This is a genomic window from Sphingobacterium sp. UME9 (assembly GCF_014170215.1).
GTDB classification, from domain to species: Bacteria; Bacteroidota; Bacteroidia; order Sphingobacteriales; family Sphingobacteriaceae; genus Sphingobacterium; species Sphingobacterium paramultivorum.
The window spans coordinates 49,619-71,562 of sequence record NZ_LZZP01000008.1 but is presented as its reverse complement, the minus strand read 5'-3'; the positions used below and the strand labels follow the sequence as shown (position 1 = coordinate 71,562).

The window sequence follows — 21,944 nt, the reverse complement described above, 5'->3', positions numbered from 1 at the left end:
AAAAATCATCAGTTTTTATGGAATCGCAGTTATTACTTCCGGCATGTTATCTTCCACCAATATCCTATTTTCATACGATACAAGAGCATAATCTTCCGTTGATCATCGAGAAATATGAGCATTTTCAAAAGCAGAGTTATCGTACGCGGACCCGCATTGCTTCAGCAAATGGTGTGCAGGATTTGATCGTACCGATTCAACATGGCAATAAAGAACGTGTTCCTATGAAAGATATTCGGATAAGTTATGAGTTTGACTGGCAGCGTTTACACTGGTTAAGTATCCAGACAGCTTACCGTAGCTCTGCATATTTTGAATATTATGAAGATGATTTTATGCGATTCTATGAGGAAAAGTTTGCGTATTTGGTAGATTTTAATGTTGCTCAATTAGAACTCATTCTAAAATCGATCAAACTTAAACGGACAGTAGGGTTTACAGAAGAGTATGTGGCTGCGCCTTCGGAAATGATCGATTTCCGTAACCTGATCCATCCTAAAAAAGAAAGTGTATTGCGTGATCCAAAAGAATATTATCAGGTTTTTTCTGATAAAAATGGATTTTATCCCGATTTAAGCATTATCGATTTGCTATTCAATCAAGGACCACAATCAAAAAGTTACCTGTAGCCTGACGGTTTTTTTGAACAAAATGCGTTTAATATTGTTGTTATTCAATATTGAACGCATTTAAATGAAACATTTCTTTTTTACTTTTCTTCTTTTTTCTTTGTGTTGGACTTTCGCGCGGGCTCAGGGCGGTGTTGATACGATACATTATCGAAAAGTTTACTATTGGGGAACAACTGGGATGGGCTTCCCGATCGGAAAAACCAAAGATATACTTTCGCCAAAGTTTTCTGGTAGTATTGGTTTGGATATCTCCCTGAAAAATCCAATGTTTTTTGTATCCCCCACACTTTATACACTTTCATTCAAGTATAAGCAGCGATTGGTCGATCCTAATTTTGAGTATCGTATCGAAGATGCAAATACCAATTTCTATACCCTTTCATTTTCGGGGGGCATTAGGAAGCAGATGCGATTATTGAATATCTATGGTTTTGTAGGCCCTGGTGTAGGATTGACGAGTGAGCCAAGGGCAAATGTACTCGCGGACCAAAAGCTTATTAAGATGGAAAATAAAAATCACCTGAATTTCTCCAGCAAAATAGGTGCTGGGGCAGATTATAAATTTAACGGTTTCTTTTTAGGTCTTGAGCTTGGTTATCTCCATAATTTTAGGAAGATACAGGATACTCCTGTGAATATTTTTACCGTTATGGTGGGATTAAAATCCGATATTACACAAATTGGGGATAAAGTCATCAATGTCATTGGCATCGATGGTTCCATTAGTGGCAAAAAAGAGAAAAAATAGACGACTTATTTTAAGACCTGAATAGTATCTCCAACATGTGCTTCGGCGTCGCTGCCTGTTTTTTTAACTTTTTCCGTTTGTTCAACCGCTACTGCAAATGTAGACGGAATAATGCCTGCGCCAAATTTAATGGCATAAAATTTGGTGAATTCCGCGCCAAAGTACAATATCGCAGCCGAATAGTAGATCCATAATAACATGACAATGATAGATCCTGCGGCTCCGTAAAAGCTGGCTGTGGAGGAAAGGTTCAGATAGATTGAAATACCGTACCTGCCTAACATAAAAAGTAAGCCTGTAAAAATGGCTCCACCAAGCATGTCTCTGAATTTTACTTTAGCATCCGGAAGGAAGGAAAAGATAAAGCCAAATAAAATGACAATGACCGAAAATGTGATACCCGTATTGACCCATGAAATGAGTGCAATCGGAATAAAAGGAAAATAAGTCATGACTAAATTGGTCACGGCAACGATAACTCCGTTGATCATGAGTGAGGCAATTAGCAAAAAGCCAAGGGCGATCACGATGGAAAAAGAAATCAACCTGTTGATGATTAATTTTAACCATCCTTTTTTTGGTTTCGGTTTTACTTTCCAGATATTGTTTATTGAATCCTGTATATCAACGAATAAGGTCGTGGAGGACAGAATCAATGTAACGATACCAATCGTGATCCCCATATTAGATTTATTCTCGAAAGTTATTTTCTGAAGATAGGACTGGATCTGTGTGGTCACATCCTGACCAAAAAGAACCATGACTTCCTCCAGCACCTGATCTTGCGCCGAAGATCCACTTTGAAGATGTTCTCCATAGAAAAATCCGATACACCAGATAACAATCATAAGAAGTGGGCCGATGGAGAAGACGGTATAATAAGCCAATGAAGCACTCTTCTTCATACATTTGTCATCATTGAATCCATTAAAGGCATCAACTAAGACATGCCAAATGCTTTTCCAGTAGGCGAGTGTAAATAAATCTCGTAATGTAACGTGCTTCATAATAAGATGATCAGCTCCAATAATCGTGCAAATTGTTACTCTTGGTTTTGTTCCTGATACAATTTGTCGATTGCGGCTTCGTTCTCTTTTAAAATAATTTTTCGTTTTAGACTCAATTTTGGCGTCAATTGACCGTCATTGATTGTCCATTCCTTTGGAAGAAGAATAAATTTCTTGACAATTTCCCAATGTCCAAAGTTAGTAGATAATCGGTTAATTTCTTCTTGATATTTTTGGATTACTTCCGGATTTTTGATGATTTCTTCGTTTGAACCACTGGTAATACCTTTTTGGTTTGCCCATTTGGACAGCACATCAAATGCGGGAACAATCAAGGCTCCGGGAAATTTTCTGTTTTCTCCAAAAACCATGACTTGTCCGATTAATGTAGACTCCATGAGTTTGTTTTCAATGGATTGTGGCGCGATATATTTCCCACCTGCCGTCTTAAACATTTCTTTTTTTCGATCGGTTATTTTTAGGAAACCATCGGACGTAATTTCTCCAATATCGCCCGTCTTGAAAAAACCATTATCGTCAAAAGCTTCTTTTGTAGCTTCTTCATTTTTATAATAGCCTGTCGTGATACTAGGGCCCTTGACAAGAATCTCGCCATCTGAAGCAATTTTAACTTCTAAGTTTTTCAGGGGTTTACCTACAGTCCCAAATTTCAACCCATTGGGCAAGTAAGAGTTTACAGCAATAACAGGAGATGTTTCAGTCAGGCCATACCCCTCAAGTACTTTAAGTCCAGCGGCCCAGAATACACGCGCTAAACGCTCTTGAAGAGCTGCACCACCGGATACAATGATCTTAATATTTCCGCCAAGAGCTTCTTGCCATTTCGAAAATATCAGTTTTCTAGCGATCGCAAGTTTTAGATTGTAAAGCGGTCCATTATGCTCAGGTTCTTGAAATTTCAAGCCAAGATCAACAGCCCAGAAGAAAATTTTCTTTTTTAATCCAGTTAAGGCTTTCCCTTTTTCAATAATCTTATCGTATACTTTCTCTAGGACACGGGGTACGGTGGTGAATACATCCGGTTTGACATCGTTGATATCGGCAACAACATTGTCTAAGGTCTCGGAGAAATAGATCTGGATTCCTTTCGAATAGTACATATATACCACCATGCGTTCAAAAATATGGCATAGCGGAAGAAAGCTTAGTGCTGTTTTGAAATCCGATCGGATGAGATGATTGCATGCCAAGACGTTGCTGTATACATTTTTGTGGGACAGGTATACGCCTTTAGGGCGCCCTGTTGTACCTGAAGTGTAGATCAGTGTCAATAGATCATCTTCTGTAACAGCCTCTCGAAGTGGAGCCAGGTCGGTTGAGTCATCTTTTGCTGTTTCGATGAATGTTTTTAGCTGCGTATAATTTTCAATAGCATCAAATGTATACAGTTGCGGGTGTATACCGTGCTCCTTGATGGCTTGTTCAATACGGTCCGTCAATTCTCTGTTGCTGACAAATAGTACGTTGACATCCGAGTCATTTACAATAAACGAAAGATCCTGTGCGGATAAAGTGGGATAGAGGGGAACAGTTGCAAGACCTATTTGATTGCAGGCAAAATCAACTAAATTCCACTCGGGTCTGTTGCCGGACATGATTCCTACCCGATCACCTTTTTTGAGGCCTAATTGCAGTAATGCCCTGCTTAAGGTGTCAATTGCGTCGGTGTATTCTTTGGTAGAATATGTCTTCCACTTGCCATTTCCATCTCGCCCTGCCACCATGATGTCCTTTGCGTATTTTTCTTTATATAAGGTTATAAAGTCAAAAATTCTGCCCATATCACTTGAGTTTATTTGGTTACTACTACATGCTGTATTGACCTAAATATACAGAAATAAAGTTGGATAATTTGGGATTATTGTCATAACAAATTAAACATTGTTTCGTTATAGCTGTAATGGATATTTACCCTATCGAAAAGGTCCTTCGTAGGGGAAGTTCTAGTAAATAGTTTTTTATGTGCACTGCAATTATATTGCATATAAAAAGCAATTTATCTATGTTTGGAAAAATGTAAAGCAAAAAAAGCGTACGATTTTTATGAAAAAAATATTTTTGGCTGTCGGTGGAATGCTGATGTTTGGAGCATTATCCAATAGAGCTATGGCTCAGTTGGACAATAGGGGTGCTATTGGTGGACGATTCGGGTCTGCTCAGGGAATTACATATCGTCACACGCTTAACTCGGACCATGCATTGGAAGGAATTATGAGTATTCAGAGCAATTCTGATTTTCGCCGTTTCCGCGTTGTGGGCTTATATGAAATCTATAAACCATTGACTGCTGGGTTTAATTGGTATTATGGTTTTGGTGGTAGTATCGGTTCTTATAAGGAGAAAGACAAAATTATAGATGGTCAGCGTCATTCATTTGATTCACAGCTTAATCTAAGTATTGACGGTATCGTAGGTATTGAATATAATATTCCGCAGGCACCGTTTCAAATCTCATTGGATGTAAAACCATATTTTGATTTTCTAAACGAATCCAGTATCAAATTATTTGATCCGATCGGTTTTTCGGTAAGATATAAATTTTAAAAAAAGAATAGCGGGATTTCCCGCTATTCTTTTTTTTAATGATAATACTTCTGTGTTAGGCCATCCAGATTTTACCTAGCAATTCCTGTAGAAAAGTTTGTTCTTTGAGCGGACGGATTTCGTATATCTTTTTATTGCTCTTTCTGATTTGAACAGGGATTTCTCGCACTAAACCATCTCGTGCCACCAGGAAGTTTAATGTTTCCCCCTCTTTGGCATGTTGAACAATGAAATCAATTTCCTTGTCTTTAACATCGAGCCTGTTATTATTAATTGCAATCAGTTCGTCTTTTACACTTAATCCGGCATCATACGCACCCGAATCTTTTTCCACTGTCGCTACCGAAATTAACCCGTCCATTTTGCTGGTTGTAATGCCTAATGTCAACGTGTTATTATTAACATTGGTATCAACAATTTCATAACCAACGAGATTAAAATAATCGTTGTATTCCAGTTCTCCGTCCTGATGAGCAGCATTGAAAATGTCGTCTAGCGAAGTGCCTGCGATACGTTCAGCAAGGCTTCTCAATTCATTTTCTTCAAACCCGCGATCAAGTTTTAGGAAGAACTCCTCATAAGCCTCGCGGATAACATCATCCAATTTTAGTCTACCTTCTGTAGCGGCAATAATTTTAATATCCAACAATGCTGTCAGCATTGCACCTTTGTTGTAATAGGAAATTCCTGAATTCATCGAATTTTCATCAGGCCTATAATATTTAATCCAGGTATCGAAACTTGAGGCTGCTGCAGACTGTATCGTATGCCCTGGACGGTTTAATACAATGTTGAAATCGTTAGCTAGCAAAGCGAGGTACTCTTTTTCATCATAGAATCCACAGCGTTTAATAATTAAATTATCATAGTACGAAGTGAATCCTTCCATGATCCAGAGGCCTGTGGTATAGTTTTCGGCATCGTAATTAAACGGTCCTAAAGCTTTTGGACGTAAGCGTTTCACATTCCATAGGTGAAAATACTCATGTGCAACGAGACTCAAATAGTTTTTGTAGCTTGTCTCATTTAGATACGCATTTCTCGAGGCTCCCAATACTGTTGAATTGAGATGTTCTAGACCTCCACCTCCAGATTGGTAGTTGTGGGTAATAATGACATATCGCTCATTGGGGTTCGAACCCCAGATGCGGGTTTCCTCTTCGACGATACGTGTGATATCTTTCGTCAGGCGTTCTTTATCATAGCTTCCACCCCCGACCATGGCGCATTCATGTTCGACGCCGGCAGCTTGGAATTTCCAGACATCCTGGTTCCCAGCTTCGATGGGCGTATCGTATAATACGTCAAAATTTGGTGCATAAAACTTACGTTCTTCAATTTGTTCGAGTCCAGTTGATATACTTGCCCAAGAATCTTTTAGTGCTATGCTGACTGTCGAAGGATTGTCTATACGGCTATCTATATGAAAGAAAGTTGCCGTAGGCACAATGAAAGCATGGTCACCATCGAAAAAGTTGGTACGCACAGAAACTTCAAAACCGTATACGGCGTAGATTACTTCGATCTGATCCAAAGATTCTGTGGGTATTCGCCAGGTGTTCTTTGAAATTTTCTGGTAGGCAATTGTATTTCCTGTTTTGTCAAATGATCGGAATCGTTCTACGTTTTTAGCATATTCACGAATTAAATAAGATCCAGGAGACCAGACCGGCATTTTTAGATCGACATAAGGCTGATTGAGCTTTGCGATGCTCATTTTTACTTCGATATAATGAGCTTGTGCTTCTGAAAATGATACCTCAAAATGTATTTCGGGTATATTGAAATGGTCACTGTCCATGAAAAATGATTTTAGTATGAGCTTACAAAATTAAAAGTATCGTACGCTTAACCAAACAAAAAAATAGATTGTTGGTTCTACAATTATGAATCAGCGTGCTCCGTCATTGTTCTTTTAGTCGAAAAAGAACAATGACGGGAAGCAGCTAATAGTACCCTCCAATATACATAAATTTATTTAAGAAATGAGGTGTAAATCGATAGGCATAATAGCTGCTTTGGATGAAATACCGGTTTTTATTGGGCTGGGGAGATGAAGCAAAAAATCTGTTTTTTATCAGAATTTTTGCTAAGTTTGATACAGTAGTTTATAGGGGGAAAATAATCAAGAATTTGTATGATCTTAGTTGTTGATAGCGGCTCTTCAAAGTCGGATTGGAAGTTGGAATTGCCAGATAGTGCGCCTATCTCATTCAGTACAAATGGACTCAATCCTTTTTTTGTGAATGAAAAGGAAATCACACGTGTTATTAAGGAAATACCCGAAATTATTCCCTATGCCGATGAAGTTACTGAGTTGTATTTTTTTGGTGCAGGATGCATTACACCTGATCGTCGGGAAATGGTTTCAAATGCATTGACACCCTTATTCGAAAATGCTTACATTTCTGTTGAGAATGATCTTTTTGGGAGTGCCATAGCGACCTGTGGTAATAAAAAAGGTTATGTAGCGACATTAGGGACAGGGTCTGATTTGAGTTTTTTTGATGGAGAGGAGCTGATGCCCTCGCATAATGGCAATGGCTATGTATTGGGTGATGAGGGGTCGGGGGCTTATTTTGGAAAAAATCTTGTCAGACTTTTTCTATATGGCCGTATGCCGAAAGATCTGAACGAAAAATTTGCGAACAAATACAGAATCAATAAAGAGATCGTCATCAAAAATGTTTATCAAAAAGAACGCCCAAATGCTTTCTTAGCATCATTTGCGCCGTTCATGTCCGATAATATTACCCATCCCTTTATTATTGATCTGGTAAAGAGTGGATTCGAAGAATTTGTTCAAGCTTCGATTTTGACCTATCCGGACTATAATAAATATGCATGTCACTTTGTAGGTTCTATTGCTTATAGTTTTGATTTAATTTTACGGGAAGTCTGTGAAACACATCAGATAAAGGTAGGTACCATTTTAAAATCTCCTATCAACGAGCTTTTTGATGCGGTACTGGAAAGAGAGAGTAATTCATTGTTAAGTCTTTAAAATAATTAAATATGATTATTGCAACTATTATGGTGTATATGTCAATGTTATTTGGCAATCCCAATTTTTATGATTTTAAGTTTACGACACTTGATGGGCAAGAAGTGAAAATGTCCGATTTCAAGGGAAAGAAAATATTGATCGTGAATACAGCCTCAAAATGCGGTTTCACGAAACAGTACAAAGATCTGGAGGAATTGCACAAAACCTTTGGCGATAAGCTCGTCATTATTGGCTTTCCGGCAAATAATTTTGGACAACAGGAACCAGGGTCAAATGCGCAGATTCAAGAGTTTTGTGAACAAAATTATGGTGTTGATTTTCTAATGGCCGAAAAGGTCGATGTCAAAGGAGATCAAATATCACCCTTGTTTAAGTATTTGACCGCTCAGGAGAACCCAGATTTTAAAGGTGAAATCAAATGGAACTTTGAAAAGTTTTTGATTGATGAGAACGGTAAACTTGTACATCGTTTCCGTTCAGCGACGAATCCGCTGGACCCGGCTATTGTAAATTGGGTAGAAAACAAGAAATAGTAAAAATAACAAAAAAAAAGCTGCAAAATCTGCAGCTTTTTTTTGTTATTGTCCATTCGATCCGAGGGCCTCTGGTTTTTCCCATAAGCCTCAGCAACAAGGTTGGATTTTATTGGTTTGGCTTTTGTTTATTTGATGTAAGCTGTTGCCTATTTGATATATGCATCGTACAAGGCTCCTATGCAGTCTTTAAGCAAAGGGTTGAAGTCATCGCTATCGGGAATATTGCAGCCATTGGTTATCACAATAAATCCATATTTTTTCTTTGGATTGAAAAACAGGGCACTATATAGTCCATATGCCGAACCGGTATGTCCTGTCAGGGTAACACCATGGACAATTTTTGCATTGTTCATAATCGCTAATCCATAGCCCGATTCTTTATTTACAGCTGTCTGCATAATCTTCGCATACTTTTTAGTGATGATGTTTTTTTCCTGACTATGGCCGTAATTCATATGCATCATCATGTATCTGGCTAAATCTAAGGCAGATATTTTCATTCCACCTGTCGGAGAAAGCACAGGAGTGCTATACCCCAAGATGTACTGATTGAGTTCTTCCCGACGTGGATTATAGGCACTGGGCTCTTCATGTGGATTTCCCTTTTCATCAAAGGCATATAACGAAACCAATCTCTTCTGATCCAAGGAGTCTATACAGTAACCACCATATAAGTTGAGCGGTTTGAGGATATGGTTAACAATATAGCTGTCGACACGTGTATTGGTTAGTTTCTCTAGGACGGCTCCTGCCATATTAAAATTGAGATTACAATATTGGTATTGTGTGCCGGGTTCATAAAGATTGTAGGAATCTTTCCAATTTGGGTTCTTGGATGGATTGATGACATCTAGGTTGAAGTAACCGTTTTTATCATTGACGCTGGACGTATGGGAAAGGATCATTCGGAGTGTTATTTTTTTTCCTGGATAATTGGGGTTTCTGATTGGAAAACCTATCAAATCCCCGAAGTCGTCGTCTAACTTGCATCGGCCGTCTGCTATTAATTGCATTAATGATGTTGCAGTGAATGACTTTGAAATAGAAGCAATTCTAAAGAGGTCATTTTCTCCGAGAGCCGTTTTGGTTTCCAGGTTTTTGTAACCATAATTTTTGTGGTATTCAATTTTATTGTTTTTGACGACGACCACACTGAGCCCTACAGCATTATACCGACGCATAATTTCTGTGAGATCATGATCGATCTGTGTGTGCTGGCCCAACAAAAATGTGGGAAAGAATAGAAAAATAAAGACGGAGAGTAGGAGCTTATGCGTTCTCATTGAATTGATTGGTTGGAATGTTAGTTATGGTATAAATGTAATGAAATCCTTATGATTAATAGAAATAGTTACAATGAATCCTTGCAACATATAATAAATGCTACATAGCTGAATCATTCACATATTACAACAACAAGCTATTTTTATTTAAAACTATTCTAAACAATAAAATAATATCGTATGTTTGCGCCGACAAATAATTTTTACGAACTCACAATTTATTAACATGAAAAGAACTTTTCTAGGACTTGTTTTAAGTCTAGGATTGGTAGGAGCAATTCATTTGGATGCATCGGCGCAAAGTAAGGGGATACATGGCCGTGTTAAAACCAAAGATGGTGCACCAATTGAATCGGCTACAGTAACCATAGTTTCTTTAGGTAGGTCTACGTCGACTTCCGGTGATGGAAGCTTCCATTTTTCTAATCTTCCAGATGGAACCTATACTATTCGGATCAAAAGTATCGGAAATGGAGCTGAGGAGCGTACCATCGAGGTTAAAAATGGAAAGGCGACAGCCATTAATGTTTCTTTGAATATTTCTGAATCTCAATTGGAACAAGTGGAAGTGGTGGGCTACAACTCGCATAACAGTAAAACTGTTAATGTAGGTAAAGCAGGTATTATTGATCGGGATTTACCGCAGAGTGTACAAATTATAAACGAACAGGTTATTGCGGATCAACAGGTTAATCGCCTGAGTGACGCGCTAAAAAATGCAAACGGTGTCGCGATGGGAGCGAATCGCGGTGGGGTCAACGAAAATTTTTACGCAAGGGGCTATAGCTTAGGCGGGAATAATATATTTAAAAATGGTGCGCGAACCAACAATGGAGGTTCGATTGAGGCAAGCACCTTGGAATCTGTAGAGATTTTAAAAGGAAGTTCTGCTTTGTTATATGGCGGTGTATCTGGTGGGGCCGTTGTAAATCTAGTTACGAAAAAGCCTAAATTTTATTATGGAGGCGAGGCTTCAATGCGCGTAGGAAGTTATGACTTCTATAAACCAACAGTGGATGTGTATGGTCCAATTTCCAATAAGGTTGCATTCCGCGTTATCGGAACTTATGAAAAGGCGGGTAGCTTTAGGGATCAGGTCACATCAAAACGTACTTACGTGAATCCTTCTGTTTTATATAAAATATCCGATAAAACTGATCTCAACTTTACATTCGATTACTTAAAAAGTGATTTTACTCCAGACTTTGGAATGGGAACTGTGGATGGAAAGTTGAATAATGAAGTTGGAAGAAACACTTTTATGAATGTGCCTTTTGCTTTCAACAGAACAAATACCTCAAACGGGCAGATCAATTTGAACCATAAGTTTAATGATTCATGGAATTTAAACGCAATAGCAAGTTACCAAACATACGATCGTGATTATTATGGATCAGATCGGATTCAAGCGAATAAAAATGGAATTGCTCCGCGGAGTTTAACCCGATCTAAATCAAATGAGTTTACGGCCAACCAGCAATTGAATCTAACCGGAACTGTAAAAACAGGATCGATCAAGCATAAGATCCTGGTGGGAGCAGATGCCGATCAATCGCATTCAAATGCGTATGCCTATAATATTGATGCATCAAACAATATTAAAGTCTATGATAAGAAGCTTGATAAGTATGTGCCCACAACAACCTACGATTCTATTTATGTCTTTAATCCCTCACAAACTGCGCAGCATTTGGCTTCGGGAAATGGACTTCGGACAGATATGCCACAAGCGGATCTATTGACGAAAACAACGACGGATATCTTCCGTTATGGCGCTTTTTTTCAGGACTTAATAGAAGTTACTGAACAATTTAAAGTATTGGCTGGGATTCGCTATACGTATCAGCGTACACCGAATTCGGAAAAGTATACTTATGCGACGAATCAATCGGAAGAGATTATTAATCTAGATGGTCAAAAAAATCCGATCGGAGCAAAAGTCGACAAAGCATGGTCGCCTAAATTTGGATTGATCTATCAGCCGATCCGTTCATCGAGTGTCTATGTTACTTATGCAAATAACTTTACATCGAATTCGGGATACGATGTGAATTATCAACCCTTGGCTCCCTCCATCATCGATCAGTATGAAGCAGGTGTGAAAAATGACTTTTTCAATGGTAGGTTATCCGCAAATGTTGCTTGGTATAGAATTAATAACAATCGCTTTGCCCAACAATTATTGGTACTTCCGGATGGAACAAGCAATAGCGATGCAAATATGAAAGAATTTTCTGGAAAGACGGCTTCAAGCGGATTGGAAGTTGATGTTACTGGAACCTTACTTCCAGGATTGAATGTTATCGCCGGTTATTCCTACAATTATATGCGTTATACCGAAACCAATCCAATTTCAAGTTATACAACTATCGTTGATGGTAAGGAGAAAGTGACTGAAATCTCTGGAAACGAAGAAAATGTACGTTTGGTAGGAACTACAGCACATACGGCTAATGGAACCGTGTTTTATACCATTCAAAATGGAGCAGTTAAGGGACTGAAATTAGGTTTTTCTGCATTTTATACAGGTAGACGTAATGCAGGTTGGAATAATACAAAGATCAACGTACGCGATGGTCTTAATCGTCTGATATCCGTTAGTCCATTTACAACCATAGATTTCTCCGCTGGTTATGCGTATAAAAACTGGAGTATTTTGGGTAAATTATCCAATATCACCAACGCGTTTAACTATTATATCCATGAAAACTATAGTGTGAATCCGATTCCGCCGCGTAGTTTTATGGCAACTTTAGCATATAAATTTGAGAAGAGGTAATATCGCTCTTCAACCCATAAAAAAACGGAGCCAGCAACATGCTGACTCCGTTTTTTTATGCTGGAATTTCAATAGATATCTCTTTAGGATGCATTAAAATCAAGATACTCTTTCTGGATACATGCTATAAATTCGTCTAATGCACTGTTTTTACTTTTTATATTAGAGACCAGGATCACTTCTGTTTTGCTATCCATATCCTCAAGCTTCATGATTTTTAGGTTTAAATGCGGGTATTGTTTGATGGTGGACGAAGGGACGACTGCCAGGCCCAAGCCTTGTGACACCAACTCAAGGATGGAAGACATCGAATTGCTCTGATGTACAATTTTTGGCTCAAAGCCCATGCGATTACAGGTATTAATAACAAGTCGGTGGTATTCCGATGCGTATTTCTGATTGAAGGAAATAAAACTTTCATTAAAAAAGTTGATCGCATTAAATTCCACCTGTGAATGACCTACAATCACCATAGGGTCTTCGAAAAGGGGAGTGGTAAGCAATTCACTTGAATAAATTGGAGCACGCATAATACCCAGATCCAATTTTCCATTTTCGAGCGCCAATTTTTGTTTCTGCGTCGATGTTTCGAAAAGACTAACTCTTAAGTATGGAAATTTCTGTTGAATTTGCTTTAATACCGTAGCAAGCATTTTCTTAGGTGTCGAACTAATATAGCCCAGTTTGAATTCTCCTGAGATATTGTTGTGGATCTGTTTGGTGATCGTTTTGCTGTGCTCGATATTCTGTAGGATCTCCACAACCTCCTCCAAAAAGTATTTACCTGCTTCCGTTAGTTCGACGCGTTTGTTGGTTCGGAAGAAAAGAATAACCCCTAATTCGTCTTCTAGATCTTTAATCTGCCGGCTTAATGGCGGCTGGGACATAAATAAGCGTTCTGCTGCTCGGCCAAAATGAAGCTCTTCGGCTACTGTTTTGAAATAAATGAGATGTCGGATTTCCATCGATACTTTTTTGGTATGAATTGATGACAAAATAAATATTTTTAATGAATTCCAGTTAGTCCTACCTTTAAATTATTAAAAATTAATGGATGAAAATACGCCCGACCAGACAGTGTAAGATACTGCTGTACGGGGAATCTATCTGAACTTTAGAGAATAAACAATTTACAAATGAACAAAGCGACGCTACAAGAGATTGAAACACGGTTTGACAATGATGTCGAGCGGTTCTCAAATTTAGAAACAGGTCAAGCAACCACATTGGATGCTGTATGGAACATGGAGCTTATTACGGATGCCATTGTTAGTCTTTATCCAAACGCTCAAAATATATTGGACATTGGATGTGGAGCTGGCAATTACGACGTAAAACTATTGCAAAAATTGCAGTCTAATCCAAATGTTAGTCTGTTGGATTTGAGCCAGCCAATGTTAAATAGAGCAAAGGAACGCGTTGGAAAATTAACCAATGGAGAAATTCAGTTGATTAAAGGCGACTTTCGTGCTGCAGCTTTAGAGGAAAACAAATTTGATGTCATTATCGCAACATCCGTTTTACATCATCTTCGAGATGATAACGATTGGGAAAATGCGTTTAGCAAGCTGTTCCGCTTATTGAGAACCGGAGGAAGTCTGTGGATTTTTGATTTGATTGAGCAAAATAATGAACAGCTTCAAAAATTAATTTACAGGGAAAAATATGGTGAATACTTAACTAACCTGAAGGATGAACAGTATCGTGATCATGTTTTTGACTATATCGAGCATGAGGATACGCCAAGATCGCTGATCTACCAACTAAACTTATTGACACAAGTTGGCTTTAAAAATGTTGATGTTTTACACAAAAACCTTTGTTTTGCTTCTTATATGGGATTCAAATAGGGGCTGGAAAACGAGTGTCAAATAAATAAGGCGATACGGGGAGTATCGCCATAAAATCACACTAACTATTAAAAAACCTATAGGACTAGGAATTTACAAATTCAATAAACCAATGTATGTCTCCATCCCACGCTTCTCTACTTTTATTCCTCGTCACATGCGAGATGTCAAATAAATAATAAAATGTAATTATTAAGGTCAATACTTTAAAAAAATCAAGTATTTCCATTGGTTTACGTAAAGATATGTCTTTATTTTTTAAATACAAATAAAAATGATGAAAATTGAAAAATTATTATTATTTGACTGTTTTTAAGAATTCTTCCCAGGCGATTTGATCTGTTTTGAAGGTCAAATCTTCCGTTAAAACCGATTCAATTGGTACCCATCGAAAAGATTGAAGCTTATTATCTTCAGGTTTCTGATCAGGATCGAAATCAAAAGCTTTGGTAGTCGTTCTGATCTGAATAGCTGAGGTATTCTTTACCTGATAGTAAATCGATATGATTTGGCTATCGTTAAAGCTTGATTTCTCATAAAAGTCTGTGGTGTAAATATGCTTAACCACAGCAATGTCAAAATCACATTCTTCCTGATACTCCCGGATCAAAGCATCCAATAAGCCTTCCCCGTATTCTAAGCCCCCACCAGGGAATTTGGTAAATGAAACATTTTCCGTTCTTTCGTCGCTGATCAATACCTCTTGATTTTCATTGATCAATATTCCGTACACTCTTACGTTAAATGGAAACATGGGTTAATTATGTTTGTATATATTTAGTTTCTGTTTTTTTACAGTGGCATAAAACCATTGTCTACTGCAAATTCATCCAATCCGATATAGGAATAATGTCTGGGAAGAAACCAGCCTATTGCTTCCATGATATTTGTAAATTCTTTTTCAGTCCTGAATTGATTTGCAACGATATTGAATGCCAAATCTTGTGAAGCATTTTCTTCATCTTTATAATTACGGGCAAGGAGCATAACCTTTGCGTTCTTTACACCATAATAATCCAGAAATTCACGTAATTGGGTGCGGACAGCCTGTGGGAGAATTGTCTCGGCAGGTTGCCCCACTAATATTTCTTCATCTTTGCCTATAATGGTTTGTTCATTTTTCTTTGAGAAAACACTTTCATCTGTATAAAACTCTGCGTTTAAAAAGTAGTTAACTAAGTCGCCATAGGTGAATACCCAGTCAGGGTTTTCATTTTGTGTATTGATAGCAATACCAAAACCTTTTGGCAACACGAAATCCTTTAGCCGATTTTTAATGACAAAAGCCTGAAAGTTCTGATCCTTAGGGACACTTTCGAGTTGAAAATAGGGAAATCCGTCAGGCCCAACAACCACTTCTGTTTCTGCTAATTTTAAGGTACATTCAGCAATATTAGCCAGAAATATATCACGCCACTCTTCATCCCGTTCTTCAAAGGGAACTTCCATCAGGCTATTTATTATAATCGTTTTTTCAAGGTCTCCCAATCGATTATCATTCGCATTGTTGCTATCGTCAAATAAATGTATTGTATTCATCTCGGATTATGATTTTTTGATTTGCTGGTAAAAGTAAAAGAATATTTATTAATTAACGACGTTTTCTTGATTTCGAGGTGCCTTTTCGTTGATTGTTTTGGCTGCTGGAAAGCATTTTCTCCCAGCTCAATAAATAAGGATGTTGATCATCAATTTTAATTTGCCGTTTTAAGGATAACTGTAATTTTATCCACTTTTCATTGTCCTCTGCATCGCAAAAGGTAAACGCCTTTCCCGCGGCTTCCGAACGGCCTGTTCGACCTATTCGATGCGTATAGAGCTCAGGAGTATCCGGAATCTCGTAGTTTATAATAGCCTCTAAGTCTGGAAAATCTACACCTCGAGCCAAGAGGTCCGTCGCAATTAATACACGTACCTCTTTTTGTCTGAACTTATCAATAATCTCTTCTCGTTTTTGCTGTGATTTATCGCCATATAATGCCGAGCAAGAAATACCGTGTCGATCTAGATCGGTTGCTATCCGTTCGACAGCGTGAACTGTTCGCGTGAAAACAATTACCTGCTGTGAAATACGGTTTTCAAGAAGATAACGGAGAAGATTTTTTTTATCATTTTTATCGACATAGAGTACAGATTCTTCTATTTGGTCTTTTTTTGCTTTTGCTTCTAGGTTGATCTCAACAGGGTTAATTAATATCTTTCGAACAATTTTTTCGATTTCAACGGTTTTCGTTGCTGAACTGAAAATGGTTTGTCTCTCAGCGGGCAATGTGCCAATAATTTTATTGAGTTCTTTCGTGAAACCGAGATCCAACAATTGATCGAATTCATCGATCACCAATGTATCTATCGTTTTTAGATCGATAATACCTTGTTCAATGAAATCCAACAAACGTCCTGGAGTAGCAAGGATCATCTGGGCTTTTGGATAAACTTCAAGCTGACTTTCATAAGTTCCCCCACCATAAAAACTAGCGATAGTCAAACCCATACCATCGATAAGGCCCGATATGCGCTGTTTGGTCTGTATACAGAGCTCCCGTGTAGGAAGGAGTATAAGGACCGATAGGTGGTCTGCGGTAATCTTGGTTCGTAAGCGCTGAATAATAGGGATGGCGAAAGCCTCTGTTTTCCCCGTGCCGGTTGGGGCAATCGCCAAACAGTCTCTACCTTCCAAAATGGCAGGGATGGCTATTTCTTGAATAGGAGTAAGCGAAGAAAGCTTTTGTTTTTCAAGATTAGCGGCAAGGATTTTATCGAGTTTAAGTGCTGAAAAATTCAAAATAATGAATGTAAAACCCAAAAATAAAAATTTAAAAGGACAATGGTGTTTTTGCCTGCTTATTGGAATTAAAAATCTGCAAAAATTAGGATTTTTTGTCAAAAAGTACTAATTTGAGGAATTAGAATATTCTATTTCAAATATGAGTTATTGATTATCAATTTATTTGATAAACACCAATTATATAGAATAATATTTTTGTTAAATTTGTTGAAACAAAAAAGAATATGTTTGATACTGCATTTGACCAAAACAATGAATCTATTTCCACTTTGAGCTTTGACGAGTTCAAAAAGATTATTGTGAATGATTATCGAACTGCCTTAGAAAGTCGTTACGTGAGTTTATTGGGACGTAAAGAAGTGCTTACAGGTAAGGCTAAGTTTGGTATTTTTGGCGATGGAAAAGAATTGGCACAAATCGCGATGGCTAAAGTTTTCAGAAATGGGGACTGGCGGTCGGGATATTACCGTGACCAAACATTTATATTTGCTTCTGGCATCAGTGATGTCTACCATTTTTTCTCTCAATTATATGCCCATCCCGATGTCGAGGCAGATCCTTCTTCCGCAGGAAGGCAAATGAACTGCCATTTTTCGACTCGTGTTGTGGACGACCAAGGGAACTGGTTGGATCAAATGGTTCAGAAAAACTCGTTTTCAGATATTTCGACCACCGGTGGTCAGATGGCAAGATTGCTGGGCTTGGGCTTAGCTTCTAAGTTGTATAAGCAGAATAGAAATTTAGACTACCTATCTTATTTTTCAAATAGAGGAAATGAAGTTGCATTCTGCACTATCGGAAATGCAGCTACTTCTGAAGGTGTATTTTTTGAAGTTATTAACGCCGTAGGTGTTCACCAGATTCCAACAGTGATTTCCATTTGGGATGATGGATATGGGATATCTGTGCCCAATGAAATTCAAACAACAAAGGGAGATATCTCAGAAGTCCTCAAAGGTTTTCAGAAGGAAGAACTGACAAACGGAATTGAGATATTCAAAGTGAGAGGATGGGATTATGCGGGTTTATGTGAAACGTACGAACAGGCTGCCCTTATTGCGCGCGAGAAACATATTCCATGTTTGATTCATGTGACCGAATTGACGCAGCCGCAAGGACATTCTTCTTCAGGTTCACACGAACGGTATAAATCGCAAGAAAGATTGCAATGGGAGACTGACTTCGATTGTCTAGCGAAAATGAAAGAATGGATCTTAAGTTCTGGTATTGCTACCGTAGAGGAACTGGATCAATTGGATCAACATGCTAAAGACCATGTTCGCCAAGAACAAAAACGAGCTTGGGCCGATTATATTAAAACGTTGAGCATTGAAGCTAGGGAAGCCATTGATTTACTTCAGGGCATTCCAAATGAGCGGGCTGATTTTGCGTCAAAGAAATTACAATCGATGGTTGAGCCTTCTTTGAAAGAGGTTTACGGCCAGGTTCGCAAGGTATTGCACGAGCTTAAAGGTCAGCATAGCGATGGGCGCCAGCAATTATTAAATTGGTATAAAGAGAAGCAGGAACTGAATGAGAAACGTTATAATTCAAAATTATTTACAGATGGTGTAGATTCACCTGCTCATGTGACAGTCGTACCTGCAGTCTACAGTGAAGAAGCTAAAGTGGTCGATGGACGTGAGGTTTTGAATCTATGTTTTGAAGAGAACTTTAGACGTGACGAAAGACTATTAGCATTTGGAGAGGATGTCGGTAAGATTGGAGATGTGAATCAAGGTTTTGCAGGTCTACAAGAAAAGCTTGGTGTGCATCGCGTATTTGATACCGGTATTCGTGAGAATTCAATTATAGGAAAAGGACTAGGTTTGGCAATCCGTGGACTTCGTCCAATTGCTGAGATCCAATACCTAGATTACCTAATCTATGGTATTACGGTCGCAAGTGATGATTTGGCAAGTTTAAGTTATCGCACTTTTGCTGGTCAGAAAGCACCATTAATTATTCGTACAAGGGGTCATCGATTGGAAGGTATATGGCATTCGGGCTCGCCTATGTCGGTAATTTTAGGATCGTTGAGAGGTTTACATGTATGTGTGCCGCGTAATATGACACAGGCAGCAGGTATGTACAATACGTTGTTCCGCTCTGACGAACCGGCTATTGTTGTCGAATGTCTGAATGGGTATCGTCTAAAAGAGCGTCTACCAGAAAACGTTGGTGAATTTACGGTGCCAATCGGTTATGCCGAATGTGTTAAAGCAGGACGCGATATTACTGTCGTATCCTATGGTTCAACTTTACGTGTTGTTGAAGAAGCGGCCGTGGAACTGGAGCGCTTGGGGATATTCATCGAAATTATTGATGCACAGACATTGCAGCCTTTTGACAAAGGAAAACTTTGCGCCGAATCGCTGAAGAAAACAAATAAACTACTTATTGTAGATGAGGATGTGCCAGGCGGGGCTTCAGCTTTCATCTTACAAGAGATCTTAGAGAAGCAAAATGGCTACTATCTATTGGATAGTCAGCCGAGGACACTAACTGCAAAAGCACATCGCCCACCATATGGTTCCGACGGGGATTATTTCTCGAAGCCATCTTCTGACGATGTTGTCGAGACGGTGTATGCAATTATGCATGAAGCTAATCCAGAAAAATATCCATCTATGTTTTAATAGATGGATATCTTTTTTGTTTGACTAAGCTAAGTATTCCAACGAGGGATGATATCTTTTCTTAATTGAATATACTCGCAGCACCAATCATAGCTGCTTTTTCACCAAGTATTGCGGTGTAAATCTGAAATCTTTCAAATTCTTTTCGGTCACCAATGAAAATAGGTAGCGCCTTAGCAATATTGCCACCGATTATAAATATTTCAGAAGAATGTTTCTCTGCGAAGAACTGCATAAAATCAAAGAGATGTTTAGCATATTCATCTTTGATAATTTGAAATTCCTCAGTTTCCCGATGATTATCTAAAATCTCCTTAAGTCCCGTAACATCTTTTCCTGCTACTTCTTTGAAACGTTTGACGAACCATCGTGTGACAAGAAATTCTTCGAAAATACAATCTTCATAAGGGCTGTTCCATAGGGCGGCATCAAAGGCCTTCTCGCCTTTATTCCATACCGCAGAACCAAGTCCGGTACCCAACGTAATTCCTAATATCCGGTTGTTTGTTTGCAAGTTCTGTACGAATATTTCACCTTGTAGGAATGCTGCTGCGTCATTGATAAAGTGAATAGACGTAGGCGAAAGTCCCAATTCTTCAGCTAAAAGAGTTTTGACATCTTTATTGTAAAGATTGTCATACTTGCTTTGTCCCTGTATTTTAGATATTCCATTTTCGTAGTCAAAGGGGCCCGGCATGGCAATGCCGATGAACTGAATAGGAGCAGGAGAAGTGGCGATGATATCGCGTATAGCTGATGCCCAGGTTTGTAAAATCGTTTTAGCATCTCCTTGAGAAAAAACGTGGTTTCTGGCCACGTTTTCTAAGTATATATTCCATTGTTTTGTGTCAATGATACAGGCAGAAATATGTGTGCCTCCAATATCAACACCTACGACATAATTATCTTGCAGCATGTTTGTAACTTTGATTTTTAAGTAGATGATCCGCGATTACAAGTGCTGCCATAGCTTCCACAATAATTACTGCTCTCGAAACAACACAAGGGTCATGTCTTCCCTTGCCACTTGCAATAGCAGGGTTGCCATGGATATCCACTGTTTCTTGATCTCTCATGATAGTGGCAACAGGCTTAAATGCTACTTTAAAAGTAATATCCATACCATTTGAAATCCCTCCCTGAATACCTCCAGAGAAGTTGGTATGTGTGTGCACTCGATTTAAATCATGGTCATCTGCTACAAATATATCATTATGTTCGGAACCTCGCAACTCCGAACCTGCAAAACCTGAACCATATTCAAAACCATGTACAGCATTGATGCTCATCATTGCTTTTGCAAGGTCTGCATGGAGCTTATCAAAGACCGGTTCGCCTAAACCAACAGGGACATGTCTGATGACAGCCGAAATACGTCCGCCAACTGTGTCACCCGCTTTTCTGACCGAGTCGATAAACTCAACCATTTCATTTGCTGTTGCTGGATCTGCACAACGTGCAATGTTAGCTTCCCGTAATTCAAGCAAAGCTTTTAGATCTTTGGTATCTACATTTGGCGCCTCGATAGTGCCTACCCCCGAAACGTGGGCAAAGATTTCTATGCCAAATTGAGTCAGGAAGCTTTTTGCTACTGCACCTGCAGCAACACGGGCAGCGGTTTCCCTCGCCGAAGACCGTCCACCGCCTCGATAGTCACGGATACCATATTTCATCTGATAGGTGAAATCAGCATGGGAAGGTCTGAAGATATCTTTGATATGTGTGTAATCTTTCGAACGCTGGTCTTCATTTGGGATAACAATTGCTATTGGTGTTCCCGTTGATTTCCCTTCGAATACGCCAGATAAAATCTGTGCGGTATCACTTTCTTTTCTTTGTGTCGTGATCTTAGATTGACCTGGTTTACGTTTATCGAGCTCAGACTGGATAAATTCCTCGTCGATTGTTATATTTGAAGGGCAACCATCAATAATTACACCTATAGCTTTGCCGTGTGATTCGCCAAAAGTGCTAATTCTGAATAAATCGCCAAATGAATTTCCTGCCATAAAAATTAAATTTCAATAAACTTAGATAAATTTGCCTTTAAATGCAATTCTAAAGCACCAGACTGGCTACAAATTTATGGATCTGTAACTCGTATATGGCCTAA

General features: G+C 38.6%; 18 protein-coding genes. 8 read left to right on the top strand and 10 right to left on the bottom strand.

Features of this window, described 5'->3' with window-relative positions:
* Positions 1-17 precede the first annotated feature (17 nt).
* Together A9970_RS13230 and A9970_RS13225 are read left to right on the top strand one after the other, a co-directional pair.
* Positions 18-629 (top strand): WbqC family protein, encoded by a 612-nt coding sequence (locus A9970_RS13230; protein ID WP_182982617.1) that lies wholly within the window; start codon positions 18-20, stop codon positions 627-629.
* Positions 630-693: 64 nt separating this feature from the next.
* A complete protein-coding gene (locus A9970_RS13225) occupies positions 694-1,380 on the top strand; it encodes a hypothetical protein (protein WP_075994001.1) in 687 nt (228 codons plus the stop codon).
* Positions 1,381-1,385: 5 nt separating this feature from the next.
* Here A9970_RS13225 and A9970_RS13220 read toward each other — a convergent pair whose 3' ends face one another.
* Positions 1,386-2,387 carry a YihY/virulence factor BrkB family protein gene (locus A9970_RS13220; RefSeq protein ID WP_153847732.1) on the bottom strand — a complete coding sequence of 334 codons (1,002 nt, stop codon included), beginning with the start codon at positions 2,385-2,387 and terminating at the stop codon, positions 1,386-1,388.
* Positions 2,388-2,422: 35 nt separating this feature from the next.
* Positions 2,423-4,189, bottom strand: coding sequence for a long-chain fatty acid--CoA ligase (locus A9970_RS13215; protein ID WP_182982616.1), 1,767 nt, complete (start codon positions 4,187-4,189; stop codon positions 2,423-2,425).
* A gap of 262 nt (positions 4,190-4,451) precedes the next feature.
* On the opposite strand from A9970_RS13215, the gene A9970_RS13210 reads away from it, so the two are divergent.
* Positions 4,452-4,952 (top strand): hypothetical protein, encoded by a 501-nt coding sequence (locus A9970_RS13210; protein ID WP_120333413.1) that lies wholly within the window; start codon positions 4,452-4,454, stop codon positions 4,950-4,952.
* A 55-nt stretch (positions 4,953-5,007) separates the two neighbouring features.
* Here A9970_RS13210 and A9970_RS13205 read toward each other — a convergent pair whose 3' ends face one another.
* Complete coding sequence (locus A9970_RS13205) at positions 5,008-6,753, bottom strand: M61 family metallopeptidase (protein WP_182982615.1); 1,746 nt, start codon at positions 6,751-6,753, stop codon at positions 5,008-5,010.
* 336 nt (positions 6,754-7,089) lie between these two features.
* Between A9970_RS13205 and A9970_RS13200 the strand changes: the two genes are divergently transcribed.
* Positions 7,090-7,956, top strand: coding sequence for an N-acetylglucosamine kinase (locus A9970_RS13200; protein WP_153847729.1), 867 nt, complete (start codon positions 7,090-7,092; stop codon positions 7,954-7,956).
* Between the two features lie 11 nt (positions 7,957-7,967).
* Positions 7,968-8,492 carry a glutathione peroxidase gene (locus tag A9970_RS13195; RefSeq protein WP_075993996.1) on the top strand — a complete coding sequence of 175 codons (525 nt, stop codon included), beginning with the start codon at positions 7,968-7,970 and terminating at the stop codon, positions 8,490-8,492.
* 149 nt (positions 8,493-8,641) lie between these two features.
* Here A9970_RS13195 and A9970_RS13190 read toward each other — a convergent pair whose 3' ends face one another.
* The gene (locus tag A9970_RS13190; RefSeq protein WP_182982614.1) at positions 8,642-9,778 is read right to left on the bottom strand and encodes a serine hydrolase; all 1,137 of its coding nucleotides are present in this window, start codon (positions 9,776-9,778) and stop codon (positions 8,642-8,644) included.
* 226 nt (positions 9,779-10,004) lie between these two features.
* Between A9970_RS13190 and A9970_RS13185 the strand changes: the two genes are divergently transcribed.
* Positions 10,005-12,557 carry a TonB-dependent receptor gene (locus A9970_RS13185; protein ID WP_182982613.1) on the top strand — a complete coding sequence of 851 codons (2,553 nt, stop codon included), beginning with the start codon at positions 10,005-10,007 and terminating at the stop codon, positions 12,555-12,557.
* An 83-nt stretch (positions 12,558-12,640) separates the two neighbouring features.
* Here A9970_RS13185 and A9970_RS13180 read toward each other — a convergent pair whose 3' ends face one another.
* Complete coding sequence (locus tag A9970_RS13180; RefSeq protein ID WP_182982612.1) at positions 12,641-13,522, bottom strand: LysR family transcriptional regulator; 882 nt, start codon at positions 13,520-13,522, stop codon at positions 12,641-12,643.
* A 171-nt stretch (positions 13,523-13,693) separates the two neighbouring features.
* On the opposite strand from A9970_RS13180, the gene A9970_RS13175 reads away from it, so the two are divergent.
* Positions 13,694-14,407 (top strand): class I SAM-dependent methyltransferase, encoded by a 714-nt coding sequence (locus tag A9970_RS13175; RefSeq protein WP_182982611.1) that lies wholly within the window; start codon positions 13,694-13,696, stop codon positions 14,405-14,407.
* Between the two features lie 298 nt (positions 14,408-14,705).
* On the opposite strand, the gene A9970_RS13170 is transcribed toward A9970_RS13175, so the two are convergent.
* From A9970_RS13170 to A9970_RS13160, 3 genes are read right to left on the bottom strand one after another with little or no spacing between them, the layout of a single operon-like run.
* Positions 14,706-15,161, bottom strand: a complete 456-nt coding sequence (locus tag A9970_RS13170) for an NUDIX domain-containing protein (RefSeq protein ID WP_153847724.1) — start codon at positions 15,159-15,161, stop codon at positions 14,706-14,708.
* A 38-nt stretch (positions 15,162-15,199) separates the two neighbouring features.
* Positions 15,200-15,946 (bottom strand): hypothetical protein, encoded by a 747-nt coding sequence (locus A9970_RS13165; RefSeq protein ID WP_153847723.1) that lies wholly within the window; start codon positions 15,944-15,946, stop codon positions 15,200-15,202.
* A 52-nt stretch (positions 15,947-15,998) separates the two neighbouring features.
* A complete protein-coding gene (locus A9970_RS13160; protein WP_182982610.1) occupies positions 15,999-17,210 on the bottom strand; it encodes a DEAD/DEAH box helicase in 1,212 nt (403 codons plus the stop codon).
* 206 nt (positions 17,211-17,416) lie between these two features.
* Between A9970_RS13160 and A9970_RS13155 the strand changes: the two genes are divergently transcribed.
* Positions 17,417-19,831, top strand: coding sequence for a thiamine pyrophosphate-dependent enzyme (locus A9970_RS13155; RefSeq protein ID WP_153847721.1), 2,415 nt, complete (start codon positions 17,417-17,419; stop codon positions 19,829-19,831).
* Between the two features lie 61 nt (positions 19,832-19,892).
* Here A9970_RS13155 and A9970_RS13150 read toward each other — a convergent pair whose 3' ends face one another.
* Positions 19,893-20,747: an ROK family protein gene (locus tag A9970_RS13150; RefSeq protein WP_153847720.1), complete on the bottom strand. Its 855-nt coding sequence runs from the start codon at positions 20,745-20,747 to the stop codon at positions 19,893-19,895.
* On the bottom strand, positions 20,734-21,840 hold the full coding sequence (gene aroC, locus A9970_RS13145) for a chorismate synthase (RefSeq protein ID WP_070566019.1): 1,107 nt from the start codon (positions 21,838-21,840) through the stop codon (positions 20,734-20,736). Before aroC ends, A9970_RS13150 begins: the two co-directional genes overlap by 14 nt.
* Positions 21,841-21,944: the final 104 nt, after the last annotated feature.